Here is a 19,756-nt window from a genome sequence, read left to right on the forward strand (position 1 = left end):
TCTTCCGAATGTTCGGAAGAGGCTTTTTCTATTTCTGGAATTTATTATTCTTCCGTAGCTGCTACCACTACTTTTTTGTTCTTCATCATGTTGTATGCAATCGGAGATGCAATGAACAAGGAAGATAAAGTACCGATAACAACACCGAGAATCATAGCGAATGCGAAGCTGCGGATTGAATCACCACCTAGGATGAAGATACACAGCAATACGATCAACGTACTCAATGAAGTATTGATGGTACGAGCCAGTGTAGTGTTCAGAGAGTCGTTAAACAACTGACGCTTGTCACGTTTCGGATACAAGCCGAAGAACTCACGTACACGGTCGAAGATTACCACCTTATCATTAATAGAGTAGCCGATAGCCGTCAGGATAGCACCGATAAATGTCTGGTCGATTTCCAGTGAGAACGGAACGATACCCCACAGCAATGAGTAAGCACCGATAATCATGATCGTATCACAAGTCAGAGCTACGATAGAACCGATACTGTAAGCGATGTTGCGGAAACGGATCAAGATATACAGACCGATAGCGATCAGAGCCAGAACAACTGACCATACGGCACCTGTCTTGATATCGTCTGCGATACTCGGACCTACTTTCTGTGAACTTACGATACTACCGCCTGTGTGATTGTCACGGTCGATGAAAGTAGCCAATGTGATGTTCTGTGTCAGCAATGGCTTCAGTGTTTCGTATAAGTATGATTCAATCTCAGAGTCTACATTGTTACCTTCGTCTGCGATACGGTAGTTGGTGCTGATACGTACTGTTTTCTTATCTGTACCGATAGCGATCACATTTACATTTACATCTTCACCAAACTTGTCAGCGATCAGTTCACGAACTTGTTCCGGTTCTACCGGATTCTCGAATTGTACCTTGAAGTTACGCCCACCGGTGAAGTCAATACTTTGACTTAAACCACGCAATCCAAACGAACCGATACAAACAAGGATAATAGCGCTTACGATGATCAGTGATTTCTTATTGGTTCCCATGAAGTCGAAACGGGTATTTACCAGCAAGTTTCTGGAAATCTTGGAAGTAAATGTCAGGTTCAGCCATTTGTCTTTATTCATGAAGTGTTCGTAAACCAGACGAGTCATGAACACAGCAGTGAAGAAGGATACAAGGATACCGATAATCAATGTAGTGGCAAAACCACGGATAGGACCTGTACCGAAGTTGAACAGGATGATACCGGTGATGATAGATGTCAGGTTGGAGTCGAAGATAGCAGAGAAGGCATTTGAATAACCGTCAGCCAATGCTTTCTTCACACCCTTGCCGGCACGAAGCTCTTCTTTTGTACGTTCATAGATAAGTACGTTCGCATCTACTGCCATACCGAGTGACAACACCATACCGGCAATACCGGACATGGTCAGTGCCGCCTGGAAGGATGAAAGGATACCCAGCGTGAAGAAGAAGTTCAGGAACAATGCGCAGTTGGCAACCATACCCGGGATGAAGCCATACATGGAACACATATAGATCATCAACAGGATCAAAGCTACAACGAATGAGAAAATACCTGCGTTAATAGATTCCTGACCTAGAGACGGACCTACGATATCTTCCTGTACGATGTGCGCCGGAGCCGGCATCTTACCTGATTTCAATACGTTAGCTAAGTCCTTTGCCTGTTCAGGAGTGAAGTGACCTGTAATCTGTGAACGTCCACCTGTGATTTCAGAGTTCACGTTTGGAGCAGAATATACATAGTTATCAAGAACGATAGCGATAGAACGACCGATGTTCTGTTTGGTCAGCTGTGCCCAACGGCGTGCACCGTCAGAATTCATGGTCATGCTTACAGCCGGTTTGCTGTATTGGTCGAATTCGTCTTTTGCATCTGTTACTACGTCACCTTCCAACGGAGCTTTGCCGTTACGTTCGGTAGACTTGATAGCATACAATTCGAATGTCTGTCCTTTCTTATCAAATTCAGAAGGAGAAACACCCCATTTCAGACGAAGGTCTTTCGGAAGTTCTGACTGGATTTCGGGCATGCTCAGATATCTGTTGATATCGGCAGTATCCTTATAGTTAGCATAGCCGATCACCGGACCCTGACCGCTTGAATTCAACTGAAGAACAGCTAGCAACGGATATTGCTTTTTGATTTCTTCCATATTTGCTCCCGCCTTTTCGTCTTTGGCATCTCCTTTCAGAGTAGCTGCGAGACTGTCGGCAACGCTTACGGCTTTCTTTGCCGGAGTAGCTTCTGCCAGCTTGGCTGCGGGGATTGTGTCTGCAGTTGCGTTAGTGGCTGTAGAATCAGCGGCAGTTTCCTGTGACAGGATAGCACGCAATTTTGAGTCAGCCGACTGCATAGCCGGAAGAATCTCTTTTGCAGTATATGTTTCCCAGAATTCGAGGTTAGCCGAACCTTGAAGAAGTTTTCTCACACGTTCCGGTTCCTTGATACCCGGAAGTTCCACCATGATACGGCCCATCTTATCTTCGAGGCTCTGGATGTTCGGCTGAACAACACCGAAGCGGTCGATACGGGTACGAAGCACGTTGTATGAGTTTTCAACGGCAGCCTTTACTTCTGCTCTCAATACTTTTTCTACTTCGGCATCTGATGATTTCTGGTTAACTTTATCTTTCAACTGTTGTGTTGCGAAGAGTTCGGAAAGTTTTGCGCCCGGAGCAGTTTTCTGGTATTCTCTGACGAACAAGGTAATGATATCGTCCTGGCTGTTGACAGCTTGTTTTGCAGCTTCATTCAGCGCTTTATTGAAGTTTTCATCCGGCTTGTTGTCAGCCAATGCTCTGATAACATCAGGCACAGAAACTTCAAGGATAACATTCATACCACCTTTTAGGTCCAAACCTAAACTGATCTCCATTTCACGACAATCTTTCAGCGTCCAGTTCCACAGCATTACTTTCTCATTGGAGAGAGAGTCAAGGTAGTCTTGTTCTACTTTCGGGTCGCCGTTCGCAATCTCTTTCGCCTTATTAGTGTAATGGCGGGTTACGAAGGAGAAGGAGAGGTAGAACACGCATACCAGCGTGAGTAGTACCGCAAAAACCTTTACAAATCCTTTGTTTTGCATTTTACTTTTAATTTATGATGATTACTTTTTTAATTTAATTTTCAGTTAAATTCTGTCGTATACAAGTCCATTTTGCCGCATACAAGGCTGCAAATATAGTTTTTTTTTCACATTCATATGTAATAAGCCCTCAAATATTTGATGTTTAAGGGCTTTTTTGCCGTTTTATTTCATTCCTCTGTTTTTCAGTAACGGCTCCAGGCTTGGTTCCGCACCGCGGAAATTCTTATAAAGTATCATCGGATCTTCGCTGTCTCCCTTCTCCAATACGTTGTAGCGGAAGAGGTCGGCGGTGTTTTTATCAAAGATCCCATGTTCTTTGAAGGCTTCAAAGGCATCATTGTCAAGTACATTCGCCCAAAGGTAACTGTAGTATCCGGCAGCGTATCCGCCAATGATATGATTGAAGTAAGTGACGCGGTAACGGGGGGCAATTTCGGGGATCAGACCGAGCTCGTCCATGGCTTCTTTTTCGAAAGCAAGCATATCCAGATTCTTTACATCTGTTGTCATGTGAAGGTTCATGTCGAGGATGGCGGCAGCCAGTAACTCGGTGGTCATGAATCCTTGGTTGAACGTTTTCTGTTTCAGAATCTTTTCGATGATTTCATCGGGGATTACTTCTCCCGTCTGATAGTGTTTGGCATACATTTTCAGCACTTCCGGTTCGGTAGCCCAATGTTCGTTGATCTGAGAAGGAAGTTCAACGAAATCGCGTACGACATTGGTGCCGGAGGTCCCTTTGTATTCGCATTTTGTCAATAAGCCGTGCAGAGCGTGCCCGAATTCGTGGAACAGGGTTTCTACTTCGTCCATAGTCAGCAGGGAAGGGGTGTTTCCGACCGGTTTGGTGAAACTGCATACGTTGCATATCAAGGGGCGGATTGCTCCCTGCTGTTCGCGGTAATTGCTCATCCATGCGCCACCGCTTTTTCCGGAACGCGGGAAATAGTCTACATAGAATATACCCAGTTGGGAGCCGTCAGCGTCTTTTACTTCGAAGACTTCTACATCCGGATGATAGGTCGGGATACCTTCCAGTTTGCTTAGCGTGATACCATATAGTTTGTTGGCGACTGCGAAAGCTCCTTCGCGTACATTCTCCAATTTGAAGTAAGGTTTGGTGTCTTCTTCGGAGAGGTTGTATTTCTCTTTGCGGAGTTTTTCTGTGTAGTACCACCAGTCCCATGCTTCCAGTTTCTCGCCTTTACCTTCTTTGTCCATTAACTGTTGAAGTTCTGCGGCTTCGGCTTTCGCTTTCGGGAGGGCATAGCTCCAAAGGTTGTTCAGCAGACTCATTACGTTGCCGTCATTCTTTGCCATTGTCTCATCCAGTACGAAGTTGGCGTAGTTGTTGAAGCCCAATAGGTTTGCTTTTTCCAGACGGAGGGAGACGATCTTGCGGATCGTTTCTTTGTTGTCATTCTTGTCATTGTTATTGCCGCGGTTGATGTATGCTTTGTACATTTTCTCACGGAGAGGGCGGTTCTCAGAGTATTGCAGGAATGGAAGGCGGCTGGCGTTGTGCAGGGTGAACAGCCATTTCCCCGGTTGTCCGGCAGCTTTGGCTTCTTCGGCTGCGCTTTGGCAGAACCATTCGGGCAATCCTGCTAAATCTTCTTTCTTGTCTACGAAAAGCTGGAAAGCATTGTTTTCATTCAGTACATTATTGCTGAATGTGATGCCTAGAGTAGAAAGTTCTTTGTTGATTTCACGCAGACGTGCCTGTTTCTCTGCGTCCAGATTGGCACCCGAACGGACAAATCCTTTGTAAGTTTTGTCCAGCAGGCGTTGCTGTTCCGTGGTCAGATTCATGGAATCTTTTTGTTGATATACAGCGTTTACACGTTTGAAAAGCTCCTGATTCAGGGAGATGTTATCTTCGTGCTCGGAAAGGACCGGTGCCATTTTGATAGAGAGCTCGGTCAGTTTATCGGTTGTTTCCGCATCCGTCATATTGAAGAAAATGGCACTTACACGGTCCAGAATGGGTGCGCTGTTGTCCAAAGCTACAATCGTGTTGTCGAAGGTAGGTACTTCCGGGCTTGCGATAATGGCCTGGATATTCTGATTCTGCTCTTCAATACCTTTCAGAAAGGCGGGTTCGTAATGTTCCAGTTTGATTTTATCGAAGGAAGGAACACCATACTCTGTTTGAAATTCAGTGAAGAAAGGGTTGCTTTCTGTTTTTGTTCCACAGGAGTACATCATACAACTTGCTGCTAAAATGGTTAAAGTTTTTCTAATCATCATGGTATTTATTAAAGTTTTTTCTGTTTTATTGCTTGCCTATATAGCACCAGATCGGGTAATGGTCCGAATCTTTGATCGAACGGTCTACGGTACAGTTATAGGCTTTCTGATTGGGGCTGATCAGAATATTGTCTATCCGGAAATAGAATTTATTCAGATTATAGGAGATGCCCAGTCCCCTGCCGGATTGTGTAAAGGCGTCATCCAGTTGTTGAGTCAGGATACGATGGGTATACGAAATGGAAGCGTCGTTGAAATCGCCACAGGTAATAATAGTCGGGTATTTGCTGTTTGCGATGGCGACGGCTACCGAATCCGCTTGCGAAGAACGGATGGCCGACGCTTCTGCCAGTTTCTTTATTAATTGCCGGAGTCCCGTTTTTACCTTCTTCGCGTTCGGGTCTTTAATCATATCTTCATAAATCACCTTGTCCTCTTTCGTCAGTTTATTGGATTCCAGATGGTTGTTTATGAGGGTGATAGTGTCCTCATTTACTTTCAGGGTGTACTGCATCGAACCATTGTAAGTGCTTTCATACTTGATGGGACGTGCTGAAAGTATGGGGAATTTGGAGAAACAGGCCAACTGGCTGCCTCCTCTTTCCGGATTGTGAATGGAACGGTAGGGATATGCTTTCAATGCTTTTCTGATGTCTTCGTCTGTCAGATATTTCTTGTTTTTGGTTGAATTGTACTCCTGGAGACAGATTATGTCAGCCTCACTGTCAGCCAGATAGGATAATATCGGATTCTTTCCTTCCTTTTTCTCCAGATTGTTAAATCCCATCACATTGTAAGAGAGGAATTTGATGCTGCCATCCGGTATCGTTTCTACTGTAGAATTGATGGGAATATAGGTTCGTATCTGTGGAATACATACCAGAAAACCGATGACCGGTAATAAGGCATAGCGGTAGCTGATGATTACCCAAAAGAGGGTGAAACAGATGTTGACAGCAAGGAAGATGGGGAAGGCAAGCCCCAGGCAAGAAGCTATCGGGTGTATTTTCGGTTGAAGATACGGGCTATAGGCACTCAGAATCAACATCCCTACAAAGAGTGCGTTGACTGCCAATATCAAATACAGGACAAATTTGCCAATGTGTTCCATTCTTTATCTTTTGCTTGCGTCGAACAAGCTCTTTTTCTCTTCCGTCGTCAGGCTTTCATAACCGGATTTTTTCAGCTTTTCCAGAATGCGGTCTACTTCATCCGATTGTGCTTTCTTACGGGCGTTATAATCGTAATCTTTCTCGCGACTTGTATCGCTTCCATAATGTACTTTCATTTTTGGTTTGCGTTTCCATGTCTTTTTCTGAAACAGGGAAGCGAAGCCGTCAAGGAACCAGTTGATCCAGTAAGTCACGTCTTTGCCTTTGCTCAGACTGGCTGCAAACCAGAGCCCGGCAAGTGCGCCGCCTAAGTGGGCGATGTGTCCTCCGGCATTGTTGGATGTAATAAAGAGCAGGTCCGTTCCGATAACGATCAGTGCGAGATATTTCAAACGGACGGCGCCGAAAAGGAAAAGCTGTACCCGATAGTTCGGTTCTCTGTAGGCGGTGGCAGCTACGATGGCCAGCACGGAAGCGGAAGCCCCGACGAGTGTGGAGAACGGCAATGTCTGGCTGAAATAAGGGAAGATGTTATAGGCTATCATGTAGAACAATCCTCCGCAGATACCTCCCAATACATACAATCCCCGTAAATGCTTTCCCGAAAAGAAATAGAGAAACAAACTTCCGAACCAGTACAGCCAGAGCATGTTGAACAGGATATGCAGGAAGCCTGCATGCATGAACATATAGCTGAGCAATGACCATGGCTGAAGAATAAACCGGTGAAGGGAAGCTGGAAGGGCGAATAAATCGAATATTCCCGTTGCACTCAGGTTGAACAGCTGCAATATGACACTGATTAACGTACCGATAACAAAGATGCCTACGTTAATGTAAATCAGTCGGATGAAAGTGTTTCCTCTTCTGAACGTTTCTTTTAAATCAGTTATAATATGTCCCATTGTTTCTACTTTTTTTTCTCCAATACATAATCAGGATAAATCCGAATATCATACCTCCCAAGTGGGCGAAATGCGCGACATTATCTCCGGGATTATTGGCAAAACCGGCATACAGTTCAATCAAAGCATAACCGAAAACAAAGAATTTAGCTTTGATAGGGAAGGGCAGCGGAAAGATAAATAGCTGGTTGTTGGGGAACAACATACCGAATGCGAGCAAAATGGCATATACAGCTCCCGAAGCGCCCACGGTGGTCAGCATGTTCAAAAACTCTCCCATAGGAATAATCCCCGTTCCTATATCCACTTGTGAATAGTGGCTGTAGTCTACTATATATTTGATGTATTGCACTCCTTCCTGGATGAGTCCTGCACCGATACCACAGGCGATATAATAAAAAAGGAAACGTTTCGGTCCCCAGGTCCGTTCAAGAACAGTTCCAAACATGAAAACGGCAAACATATTGAAAAAAATGTGGCTGAATCCGCCATGCATGAACATATAAGTGATAAGCTGTGCCGGATTGAAGTCACTGGCGAGGAAAAAATGCAATCCTAGATAATTAGTCAGATCGATACCGTATCGTTGGGCGACAAGTGTCCCGAAAAAGACTAGTACATTGATAATTATCAGGTTTTTAGTTACAGTTGGCATAATTTTATATTCTGAATATTTAAGTAATGAACGCAAAAGTACGAATAAATTCTGTTTTAAAGCATGGAAAAGCTTCCCTATTAGCTCTTTTTCAATAATTTGCTGCGTTTTTTTTATGTTTTTATTTGATATGTTGTTTTGTTCATCTATATTTGTAAAGTCGTAATGGGAAATCTTTTGTGTAACATATATATTAATTAATCATTTTACGTATCATGAATAAGTCTGAACTTATTAGTGCAATGGCTGCTGAAGCTCAAATGAGTAAAGCCGATGCGAAGAAAGCTCTTGATGCTTTCATTTCTTCAGTTACTAACGCTATGAAAGCTGGTGACAAGGTAGCTTTGGTTGGTTTTGGAACGTTCTCTGTAAGTGAAAGAGCAGCAAGAACCGGTATTAATCCTTCTACAAAGGCAGCTATTACTATTCCTGCTAAGAAAGTAGCTAAATTTAAAGCTGGTGCTGAATTGTCTGCAGCTGTTGAATAAACATATAGTTGAAAGAAATTAGAAGAGGGAGGCGCGTGCGTCTCCTTTTTTTGTATCTTTGCGCGCAAGAAACAACTTGATTATGAAGATAGAAGATAAACTTGTAGCGTCCGTCATCAACGGACTAAAAGCACTTTACGGTCAGGAAGTCCCTGAGAAGATGGTGCAGTTGCAAAAAACGAAGAAAGAATTTGAAGGACATTTGACGCTGGTGGTGTTCCCTTTTCTGAAAATGTCAAGAAAAGGACCGGAACAGACAGCGCAGGAAATTGGCGAATATCTGAAGGCGAACGAACCAGCTGTAGCTGCTTTCAATGTAATAAAGGGCTTTTTGAATCTGACTATTGCATCGGCTACCTGGATTGAGTTGCTGAATGAGATTCAGTCGGATGAAGAGTACGGTCTGGTGAAAGCTACCGAAACTTCTCCGTTGGTGATGATTGAGTATTCTTCACCGAATACCAACAAGCCGCTTCACTTGGGGCATGTGCGCAACAATCTTTTGGGAAATGCGCTGGCTAACATTGTGGCTGCAAACGGAAATAAAGTAGTAAAGACGAATATAGTAAACGACCGTGGTATCCATATCTGCAAATCCATGCTGGCATGGAAGAAATACGGAAACGGCGAAACTCCTGAAAGCACCGGCAAGAAAGGTGATCATCTGGTAGGCGACTACTATGTGTCTTTCGACAAGCATTATAAAGCGGAACTTGCCGAACTGATGGAAAAAGGCATGACGAAAGAGGAAGCGGAAGCTGCTTCTCCGTTGATGCAGGAAGCCCGCGAAATGCTGGTGAAATGGGAAGCCGGCGATCCGGAAGTACGTGCCCTGTGGGAGATGATGAACAACTGGGTGTATGCCGGATTTGATGAGACTTACCGGAAGATGGGTGTCGGCTTCGATAAGATATATTATGAATCCAATACTTATCTCGAAGGAAAAGAGAAAGTAATGGAGGGACTGGAAAAAGGCTTTTTCTTCAAAAAAGAAGACGGCTCTGTCTGGGCTGACCTGACTGCCGAGGGGCTGGATCATAAGCTGCTTCTTCGTGGCGATGGAACCTCTGTTTATATGACGCAGGATATTGGTACGGCCAAACTTCGTTTCGCTGATTATCCGATTGATAAAATGATTTATGTCGTTGGTAACGAACAGAATTATCACTTCCAGGTACTTTCTATTCTGTTGGATAAACTCGGTTTTGAATGGGGTAAAGGCCTTGTACATTTCTCTTATGGTATGGTAGAATTGCCGGAAGGTAAGATGAAATCTCGTGAAGGAACAGTCGTTGATGCCGATGACCTGATGGAAGAGATGGTATCGACTGCAAAAGAAACTTCGCAGGAACTCGGAAAACTGGATGGTCTGACGCAGGAAGAAGCGGATGATATTGCCCGTATTGTCGGTCTGGGTGCTTTGAAGTACTTTATTCTCAAAGTAGATGCCCGTAAGAATATGACTTTCAATCCGAAAGAGTCTATTGACTTCAATGGTAATACAGGACCGTTCATTCAATATACGTATGCCCGTATTCAGTCTGTGCTTCGTAAAGCGGCTGAGTCTGGAATTGTGATACCTGAACAGATTCCTGCTGGTATCGAGCTGAGCGAGAAGGAAGAAGGACTGATTCAGATGGTTGCTGACTTTGCGGCAGTTGTAAAACAGGCCGGAGAAGACTACAGTCCGTCTATTATCGCGAATTATACCTATGATCTGGTGAAAGAATATAATCAGTTCTACCATGATTTCAGCATTCTGCGTGAAGAGAATGAGGCGGTAAAAGTATTCCGTATTGCTCTGTCTGCCAATGTAGCAAAAGTGGTTCGTTTAGGAATGGGCTTGTTGGGCATTGAGGTACCTTCCAGAATGTAATACTTGCCCTGAACAAAATATATTTATGTGTTCCGGAACGGGACTGGGATGTTGTTGAATAGAAAAAGACTGTCCGAAAAGGAATTGTACACTATCTTTAAGAAAGGCTTTGGGTAAAGTTAATGATAGGGATTACATACTTTTCAGACAGTCTTTGTATTATTGGGTAATTACTTTCGAATTATCAGGATCTTTCCACCAATATGGATTGGAAGCGCCGAAGCTGGATGCCCAGTCACCAAATTTAGGATACGCTTCCAAAATGCTTGTCGTTTCTACTGGTACGAGAAAATCGGCACTTCGTTTGATTCCTACACTGATACCGCTAATCTGTAGTCCCGTCGGCATATTCTCATTATTTACGTAATATAATCCCTCATCAGGCCTGGATACATCACTGCCTGTACCGAAATAAGAGAAATTCATTTTGTTTGTCGGAGGGAATTTCACAATATGTGCTTCTTTATCACGTCCTGTGCTGGTAGAAATGATGATAAAGGGGTTCATATTAAATTTGCTGTATGTTTTTTCCCAATATTCGTTATTAAAGAAAGGGGTGAATGCCGTTTCTGTAAATCTTTCTTGAGCGACATCTATCGTTACTGTAAATGTTTTGTTTATAGCTGCTTTTTGATTGTCAAAAAGGATAATAGTGGGATAATTTTGACCAGGCTCCCGGTCTTGCCCCTCCATGAATTGTGAGACGATTCCGTCGGATTCTACGGTTATTTTCTTTATATCACTATTTGCTATACCTGTGAGCTGGTAACCAAAACCATTCTGCCAGTTTGCACCATCATGTTTAGGCACAAATGTATCTATAACTTTTACGACTTTACTTGTGAGAACGCTCTTATAAATCTCACGCTTATATTCGACAACCATATCATTCATGTCATAATCTCCTTTGGATGGCCAAAAATCTTCAAATGATAATACACCTTTAAAGGAGTTATAAATCTCTTTGTCGTTAATGGATTTGTCAGGGAGTTCTTCTACACCACCAGTCTCAATGGCTGATCCATCTGAGAAATCAAGATAGAATACGGCATCGCCAAAGTTTCCTTTTCTGGTATTATCTCCTGTCGGTTCGAAGTTGGTTGCATCCTCCATACCAAATGCAACGACTTCTCCTGATTTGTTCTTTAGGGCAATGGTACGGTGTTCTTTGCTCTTATTCAGATCACGAATCGAATAGAAAGTACGTTTATTGTTCAGAACCTCCTTTGTGCTTTGGTTGTAGGAGGACTCAATAAGGAACCATGCTATGCTTACTCCCGCAGGGAACTCGTTCACGAACTTTGTGCCATCCCAATATTTCAGTTCTACTCTGTCGCCGGTATACATACTACCTGCTGTACTGCTGGAATTACACACGGCAGTCGATATGCGCGGATAGGCAATGATCGGTGTAACTTGACTTATATCAGTCGGCTTTTGATCGGTAGGGTAGGTGAAATAACCGACTGTATTTTGCTTGGTACCTGTACTGCTGAGCATAACCAGTCCGATTTCCGTAGGCTTCTTAATATTGATCTCTATATTTACATTATCATCTATATATTCAGGATAATAATCTTCCATCGCTGCACTTCCACCCGGTTTAATAAAAACTTCGCGGATATTATACATGAGCTGCCCATCTATTTCCGTCGGAGTAGAAGAAAGATAAGTAGGACATCCTATCTCATTCCATTCACCTAAAATCTGAAAACCTTCCGGATATTTGTAGCCGCTATTGGTAACCCCTCTACTCGTACCCTTCGCATTTCTCTTACTTTGTATAAAAGCTTTCTGATCAAAAGATACTTTTCCGTTTGTAATTTGTAGTTGAATCGGGCTGACAGTTCCCAGATAGTCTGAATAAAGGTAAAGTTCTGTAAGATAAGATGGAATGGATATGAAATCATTAAAAATTCCTTTTTTATCCGTAGCCCCGCGATAGACAGGCTCTTCTTTTGTCTTTATAATGTTTCCATCCTCATCTTCCTCAAGTGGATTTTCGGCATATAACTCAAATACAACTTGATAATTTAAACCATAGTTTACATCAACTGTGCAACTGGAGGATGTTGTAAAGCCAAAATATTCATCTGCAGTTTTTTCTTCTGGAGCCTGATATAAGTCCTTTTCCATACAACCGACTAACGAGAGTGCGCATAGTACCCCCATTGAGAGAGATTTGAAATTGTTTGTTTGCATAACTGTGTTCTGATAATTTGATTGTGACCCGCAAATGTATGCATTTAATATATCAAAACAAAGAGTTTGGAAATAAATCGTTTAAAAAGAAATATATAGCATGGTAAATACAACAAAAGTCCGGTAACCAGTTGATATAGGTTACCGGACTTTGATGTCTCATTGGATGCAAATATTATTTCTTTTTTGCAGTTCGTTTACCTTTGGCAGAAGTGCTGGGACCTTTCTCATCTTGTATTTTGATTAGATCCAAGCAACTCTTCAAACTTAGATCTTGAGGAACAATGTCTTTAGGGATCTTGTAATTATTGCCTTTGTATGCAATGTAAGGTCCGTACCGACCATTCAGAATCTCCAGTTCCGGTTCTTCATCAAACTTCTTGATATGGCGTTCTGCTTCTTTCGCCCGTTTTTCCAGAATCAGCTGCTCTGCTTCTTCCAGAGTAACTTTCATCGGATCAAGTGTTTTCGGCAGTGATACATAGACCTTGTTATGCTGGATGTAAGGACCAAAGCGACCTATACCTACAGTGACAGTCTTTCCTTCATATTCCCCTAAAGTACGCGGTAGCTTGAACAGTTCCAGTGCTTCCTCCAGGGTAATGGTCTCCATGGACTGCCCTTTCTTCATCTGGGCAAAGCGAGGCTTCTCTTCATCATCTGCGGCACCGATCTGTACTACAGGGCCGAAACGACCGATTTTCACAGATACAGGCTTGCCTGTTTCCGGTTCTTCTCCCAGCATACGTTCGCCGACTTTATGTTCTGTCTTTATGGATAATGTCTTTTCTACTGCCGGATGGAACTGATCATAGAAAGTCTTCATGATCGAAGTCCATTTTACTTCTCCTTCCGCTATTTCGTCAAATTCCTTTTCTACACTGGCGGTAAAGTTGTAATCCAGAATATCCGGGAAGTATTCGGTAAGGAAGTCATTCACCACAGTTCCTGTATCTGTAGGAAAGAGTTTCGACTTTTCTGCTCCCGTCACTTCATTGTGACTTTCATCTTTAATCTGATTGTCTTTCAGTGTCAGCACATTAAATGTACGTTCTTCACCGTCTTTATTTCCTTTTTCCACATATTCGCGTTGCTGAATAGTAGAAATTGTAGGAGCGTATGTGGACGGACGACCGATGCCCAACTCTTCCAGTTTGCGTACAAGGCTTGCTTCCGTATAGCGTGGCGGGCGTTGAGTGAAACGTTCAGTGGCAACGATAGGTCCATATTCCAGTTTCTGGCCTTTCTTTAAAGGAGGCAACAGACGGCTTTCGTCTTCCTGTTCATTCTCATCGTCATAAGACTCACGGTATACACGCAGGAAACCGTCGAACTTGATAACTTCGCCGATGGCAGTGAATACATCACCGCTTTTGCTTATAGAGATGGTAGCAGTAGTCTTTTCCAGTTCCGCATCCGCCATTTGTGATGCGATGGTGCGCTTCCAGATCAGATCGTACAGTTTCTTTTCCTGTGCCGTGCCTTCCACGGATTGATTTTCCATGTAAGTCGGACGAATGGCTTCGTGCGCTTCCTGTGCTCCTTTCGTCTTTGTTTCAAAGTGGCGCGGATGTATATAGCGTTCACCCATCATCTGTATGATAGCGTCTTTGCTGCTGGCTGTTGCATATTCCGACAGGTTGACGGAGTCCGTACGCATATAAGTGATAAATCCGGATTCGTACAAACGTTGTGCGATCATCATCGTTTGTGCTACGGTATATCCCAGTTTGCGTGCCGCTTCCTGTTGCAGGGTGGAAGTTGTGAATGGAGCCGGCGGTGTTTTCTTTACCGGACGGGTGGTTATATCTTCAATCGTAAAAGTCGCTCCCTTACATGCGTCAAGGAATGCTTTTGCTTCTTCTTTCGTCTTGATACGGCGTGACAGTTCCGCTTTCATTTCTACCAGCTTGCCGTCTGTATCGGGAACCAGGAATATGGCAATAACCCGGTAAGCGGCTTCTGATTTGAACGCATGAATTTCGCGTTCACGTTCTACAATCAGGCGGACAGCTACCGACTGTACGCGTCCTGCCGACAGAGATGGTTTAACTTTTCTCCAAAGTACAGGAGACAATTCAAAACCTACAATTCTATCCAGGATTCGTCGTGCCTGCTGTGCATTTACGAGGTTGAGGTCGATATTGCGTGGTTGCTCGATTGCTTTTAAAATAGCACCTTTGGTAATTTCGTGAAATACGATTCGCTTTGTGTTTTCCGGTTTTAGTTTTAATACTTCATACAGATGCCAGGCAATAGCTTCTCCCTCGCGGTCCTCATCGGATGCGAGCCATACGGTTTCTGCCTCTTTAGCTTCTGCTTTCAGCGTGCTGACCAAAGCCTTTTTGTCTGCCGGAATTTCATAATCGGGTTTAAAATTCTTATCTACGTCGATACTGAATTCTTTCTTCTTCAGATCACGTATATGTCCGTAACTAGAAAGGACTTTGAAATCTTTCCCGAGAAATTTTTCAATCGTTTTTGCTTTTGCCGGAGACTCGACAATGACAAGGTTTTTTTTGCATAATTCTTTCTTTTATAATGGCTTGTACCATAATATTTCGGGGCAAAAGTAAAAAAAAAGATTCGCCCTACCTTATAATATAAGGAGAAACTAATATTTTTTTGGAAAAAAATAGGTTTTGAGTAAATCTGCATTTCTTTTGTATGTGCAAGTATTATTAAAGAAATGTTCTATAATTAAGGGGAAATTAATATAAAACAGTTTTATTTAAATAGAATTTCCTATATTTACACCTTTGTACAGTATTATGTGGCTATTTATGAGAAAGATTCTATTTAAAATATATCTATTGTTTTTCTTTGTAGGTATTGCACAACCTATATTGAGCCAGTCTCCTTATTATTATTACAAACAACTCGGAATAAAGGAAGGACTCTCACAGTCGAAAGTACAATGTGTTCTGAATGATCATCGGGGGTATCTTTGGATTGGTACGGAATCCGGTTTGAATTGTTATGACCGTGACCATCTGAAGCAATATCTGCATCGGCCGGGAGATGAAAGAACACTGCCTTCCAACAATATCACTTTTATCGCCGAGGACTCTTTATGCAATCTATGGGTAGCTACGATGAACGGCATTTGCCTTTACGACAGAGGGAGTGATAGTTTCAGAACTTTATCGAATAATGGTAAACCGATCTATGTTGCTTCCTATTTATTGGTTGAAGGAGGAATCTTACTGGGAGGATCAGGAGCTATATACAAATATGTCTATGCCACTAATAAGCTGGAACCTTTGTATTATGCGCAAGACCCTGTTTATTACAATCCCTTTTGGCAGATGATACGTTATGATGAAGAGAATATCCTGCTCAATTCACGTTGGCACGGCATATATTCCTTCAATATGAAGACGTATGAAGTGAAGAAAATAGAGTCGTTTACAGAAAATAACTATACCAGTATCTATCTGGACTCCTACAAGCGTCTGTGGGTAAGTGTTTATGGTAACGGACTGTATTGCTATCAGGGAGACCAGCTGATAAAACACTTTACGGCGTCAAATTCTCCTTTGACGTATGATGTCATTCATGATATCATGGAGAGAGATAATCAGCTTTGGGTAGCCACTGATGGTGGTGGAATCAATATAATCTCTTTAGATGATTTCTCATTTACTAATATTCAACAAAAACAGGATGATGTTCATTCCTTTCCAGCAAATACTATATACCGCCTCTATCTGGACCCGGCCAATAATATGTGGGCAGGCAGTATCAGAAGAGGGTTGATTGGTATAAAGAATGTGTATGCCTGTTCTTATCAGAACGTTCCTTTTGGCAATCTGTACGGATTAAGCAACCAGACTATTAATAGTTTCTTTCAGGATAGTGACGGAATAGTCTGGGTGGGGACCGATGGGGGAGGTATCAACCGGTTTGATCCGGTATCGGGTACCTTCAAACATTATCCTGCCACCAAATATGAGAAAGTTGTTTCCATTGTGGAATATACTCCTGACGAACTGTTGTTCTTCTCCTTTAATAAAGGACTCTTTATCTTTCATAAGCAAACGGGGCAGATACGTCCCTTTGTGCTGATTGACAAGGAAATGAATGATCAGACCTGTATCAATGGTTTTTCTGTCAATATCCAGCGGATAACGAAGACTAAAATTCTTTTCAGTGCCCAGCATATTTTTATATATGATATGGTCACCCGTAAGTTTGATATAGTGGCTACTATGGGAGAAGAGTACGAGCGTCATTCTCCACTGATAATAGCTACGAAAGGTGCAAAGACATACCTTTCCGATCTGAAGAATATTTGTGAGTATGATTCTTCGGAAGGGACTTTCCGGACGATTTATCAAGGACAATACACTATCAATGACGCCTCTATGGATCAGGATGGTATTTTTTGGCTGGCTTCTACCGAAGGTTTGGTACGTTATGATCCACGGACAGGGAAGAGTGAACTGATAAATACAAGCCTGTTTCAGGATGTAGCTTCTGTTGTTGCCGATAATCAATATCGAATCTGGATAGGAACGAGACGTCATTTATTTGTTTATTCTTCCCGTACCCATAATTTTACTACCTTGGAGGAGGTAGATGGAGTTTTGCCTAACGAATTCATCTTTCATGCTACTCTTCTGGCCAAAAACGGAGATGTTTTTGTCGGTGGAACTACAGGCATGACGGTGATAAACTCTGCCGTTCATTTTGATACAGATGAGGATTATACGGTCGAACTGCTGGATGTATTATTAAACGGTCTGCCTGTCTCGTTATCCGAAGAGCCGCAGGAAGCGGCTGAAACAATTCAGATTCCCTGGAACTTTTCTTCCCTGCAACTGAAAGTTCTGCTGAATGAAAGCGATGTGTTCCGCAAGAATTTCTTTCGTTTCAATATAGAGGGGCTCGATCAGGAATTGGCGAGTTCCAATTCAAACTCTTTGGTTATCAATTATCTGCCGATAGGGGAGTATACGATTACCGCTTCTTATTATACCCGTGACGGAGGGTGGAGTATGAAACAACCCATTCTGCATGTTGTGGTTACTCCGCCTTGGTGGAAGACCGGTTGGTTCTATGTGGGATTATATATATTGTTGGGAGCAGTGGCTTATAGCATTGTCTACTACTTCTATCGCAAGAAGAAAGCCAAACAGAAGCGGGAGATTATGCGTCTGAAAAATAAGATGTATGAAGAAAAGATTAATTTCCTGACGAATATCAGTCATGAACTTCGCACTCCTCTTACACTGATTTGCGCACCATTAAAGCGTATTATCAATCAGGAGTCGGACAAGCAGGATGTGGAAAAGTTGTTGGTCCCGATCTATAAGCAGGCATACCAGATGAAGAGTATCATCGATATGGTACTCGATGTAAGGAAGCTGGAAGAAGGAAAAGATATGCTGCATATATTGCCGCATCCTTTGAATGAGTGGGTGCGCTCTGTCGGAGATAAGTTCATCAATGAGTTTCATGTGAAAGGTATCAGACTCGAATATGAGTTGGACGAACAGATAAAAGAGGTACCTTTCGATCAGAATAAGTGCGAGTTCGTTCTTTCTAACTTCCTGATGAATGCGTTGAAGTTTAGCGAATCGGGCACCACTACTACACTGATTACCACCTTGTCACAAGAGAAAGACTGGGTTCGGATCTCTGTCAGGGATGAAGGGATGGGACTGAATATGGTAGACACAGACTCTCTTTTCTCCAGTTTCTATCAGGGGGGACATGAAAAAGGAGGAAGCGGCATCGGATTATCCTATGCGAAGAGTCTCATCACACACCATAAAGGAAGAGTGGGCGCTTCGAATGCAGCGGGAAAAGGGGCCATCTTTTATTTTGAACTACCCTTATTCACGGATACTTGCGGACAGCTGGAACCGGCTTCTGTGGAAGCAGCTACAGGCGTGGAAGTGAATGAACCGGATAGAATCGATTATACCTTCCTGAAAAAATATTCAGTGATGGTGGTCGAAGATACTCCCGAACTGCGAAGTTATCTGAAAGAAACGCTGAGTAATTATTTTGCCCGTGTATATGTTGCCAAGGATGGGAAAGAGGGATTGGAACAGATCAAAGACCGATTGCCGGATATTATCATCAGTGATGTCATGATGCCCCGGATGAATGGGTTTGAACTTTGCCGGGAAGTGAAGACTAATCTGGATATCAGCCATATTCCTTTTGTCTTATTGACCGCCTATCATAATTCTCAGAATATGTATACCGGTTATAAGACTGGAGCGGACGCCTTTTTGCCGAAACCTTTCGAAATAGACGGATTGCTGGCATTGATTCATAATCAGTTGAGGCAGCGCGAACAGATACGGGCAAGATATAAAGATGATAAGCTCTTGACGCATAAGGAAGTGAGCTTTAGTAATGCGGATGAGACTTTCCTGCTGAAATTGAATACATTGATTGCGGATAATATGAGTAATCCGGATCTGGATGTTGCGTTTATAGCTACTAATATGTGTATCAGTCGTTCGTTATTATTCAATAAAGTGAAGGCCATCACGGGTATGGGGATTGTAGACTATGTGAATAAGCAGCGCATTGAGCAGTCAATCGTGTTACTTACTACTACTACCATGAACATTACTGAAATCTCCGAAGTGGTCGGATTCTCTTCTTTGCGTTATTTCAGTAAGGTTTTCAAGTCTATTAAAGGAGAGATTCCTTCCGCTTATAGGAAGCAGGATAAGTAAATCGCATTGATAACTTGAACTTAGGAACATATACTAGAAATAAAAAATAAATATTAGTCTCATACTCTCATTCTATATGAGGTAAATAGCATATAATCAGTGTGATATACAATGAGAGATACTTCTTCTATAAGGTATCTCTCATTGTTTTCTACGCAAAATGCCTTCAATTTAGCTTATCTCTCATCCTTTTTCAAAGCATCTCTCATTCCCTTTCCTTGCGTAAGTAGGTAAAACTGTCTACCTTTTGAGGGTTAATATCTCATATGTCAGTTTCAAATAACAGGTACTTTGTAGCTCGGATACCTTATATCTTTGCCATATCAAGCCTATATACTTATGTTTTCTTACCGACATCTTCATCGTTCCACCCGGGTGAAACGATCGTGTCACTAGAGTGGATAGATCTGTTCACTACAGTGATGAGATCAGATCACTCGGGTGGAACGATGAAGATGTCCTATTAAAAATCTGATAACAATAGGTG

10 protein-coding genes are annotated in these 19,756 nt (G+C 42.6%); 3 read left to right on the forward strand and 7 right to left on the reverse strand.

The window, feature by feature from the left end; genetic code table 11:
- Window positions 1-44 precede the first annotated feature (44 nt).
- From secDF to HMPREF9007_RS11060, 5 genes are all read right to left on the reverse strand, one after another.
- Window positions 45-3,077, reverse strand: coding sequence for a protein translocase subunit SecDF (secDF, locus tag HMPREF9007_RS11080; RefSeq protein ID WP_008761928.1), 3,033 nt, complete (start codon window positions 3,075-3,077; stop codon window positions 45-47).
- Between the two features lie 165 nt (window positions 3,078-3,242).
- A complete protein-coding gene (locus tag HMPREF9007_RS11075) occupies window positions 3,243-5,327 on the reverse strand; it encodes a M3 family metallopeptidase (RefSeq protein WP_128567858.1) in 2,085 nt (694 codons plus the stop codon).
- A 28-nt stretch (window positions 5,328-5,355) separates the two neighbouring features.
- Window positions 5,356-6,441, reverse strand: coding sequence for an endonuclease/exonuclease/phosphatase family protein (locus tag HMPREF9007_RS11070; protein ID WP_008761930.1), 1,086 nt, complete (start codon window positions 6,439-6,441; stop codon window positions 5,356-5,358).
- 3 nt (window positions 6,442-6,444) lie between these two features.
- On the reverse strand, window positions 6,445-7,347 hold the full coding sequence (locus HMPREF9007_RS11065; RefSeq protein WP_008761931.1) for a rhomboid family intramembrane serine protease: 903 nt from the start codon (window positions 7,345-7,347) through the stop codon (window positions 6,445-6,447).
- The gene (locus HMPREF9007_RS11060; RefSeq protein WP_008761932.1) at window positions 7,328-8,002 is read right to left on the reverse strand and encodes a rhomboid family intramembrane serine protease; all 675 of its coding nucleotides are present in this window, start codon (window positions 8,000-8,002) and stop codon (window positions 7,328-7,330) included. Before HMPREF9007_RS11060 ends, HMPREF9007_RS11065 begins: the two co-directional genes overlap by 20 nt.
- A gap of 215 nt (window positions 8,003-8,217) precedes the next feature.
- On the opposite strand from HMPREF9007_RS11060, the gene HMPREF9007_RS11055 reads away from it, so the two are divergent.
- Both HMPREF9007_RS11055 and argS read left to right on the forward strand, forming a co-directional pair.
- A complete protein-coding gene (locus HMPREF9007_RS11055) occupies window positions 8,218-8,490 on the forward strand; it encodes an HU family DNA-binding protein (protein WP_008761933.1) in 273 nt (90 codons plus the stop codon).
- Between the two features lie 82 nt (window positions 8,491-8,572).
- Window positions 8,573-10,366: an arginine--tRNA ligase gene (argS, locus tag HMPREF9007_RS11050; protein ID WP_008761934.1), complete on the forward strand. Its 1,794-nt coding sequence runs from the start codon at window positions 8,573-8,575 to the stop codon at window positions 10,364-10,366.
- Window positions 10,367-10,525: 159 nt separating this feature from the next.
- Here the strand turns inward: argS and HMPREF9007_RS11045 are convergent, their stop codons facing one another.
- Window positions 10,526-12,568 carry an LruC domain-containing protein gene (locus HMPREF9007_RS11045; protein WP_225651425.1) on the reverse strand — a complete coding sequence of 681 codons (2,043 nt, stop codon included), beginning with the start codon at window positions 12,566-12,568 and terminating at the stop codon, window positions 10,526-10,528.
- Window positions 12,569-12,743: 175 nt separating this feature from the next.
- On the reverse strand, window positions 12,744-15,074 hold the full coding sequence (gene topA / locus HMPREF9007_RS11040) for a type I DNA topoisomerase (RefSeq protein WP_032850443.1): 2,331 nt from the start codon (window positions 15,072-15,074) through the stop codon (window positions 12,744-12,746).
- Between the two features lie 277 nt (window positions 15,075-15,351).
- Here topA and HMPREF9007_RS11035 point away from each other — a divergent pair, with 277 nt between their 5' ends.
- A complete protein-coding gene (locus HMPREF9007_RS11035; RefSeq protein ID WP_032850486.1) occupies window positions 15,352-19,269 on the forward strand; it encodes a two-component regulator propeller domain-containing protein in 3,918 nt (1,305 codons plus the stop codon).
- The last annotated feature ends 487 nt before the right edge of the window (window positions 19,270-19,756 follow it).

The sequence above is a fragment of the Bacteroides sp. 1_1_14 genome, from assembly GCF_000162515.1.
Taxonomy (GTDB): domain Bacteria; phylum Bacteroidota; class Bacteroidia; order Bacteroidales; family Bacteroidaceae; genus Bacteroides; species Bacteroides thetaiotaomicron.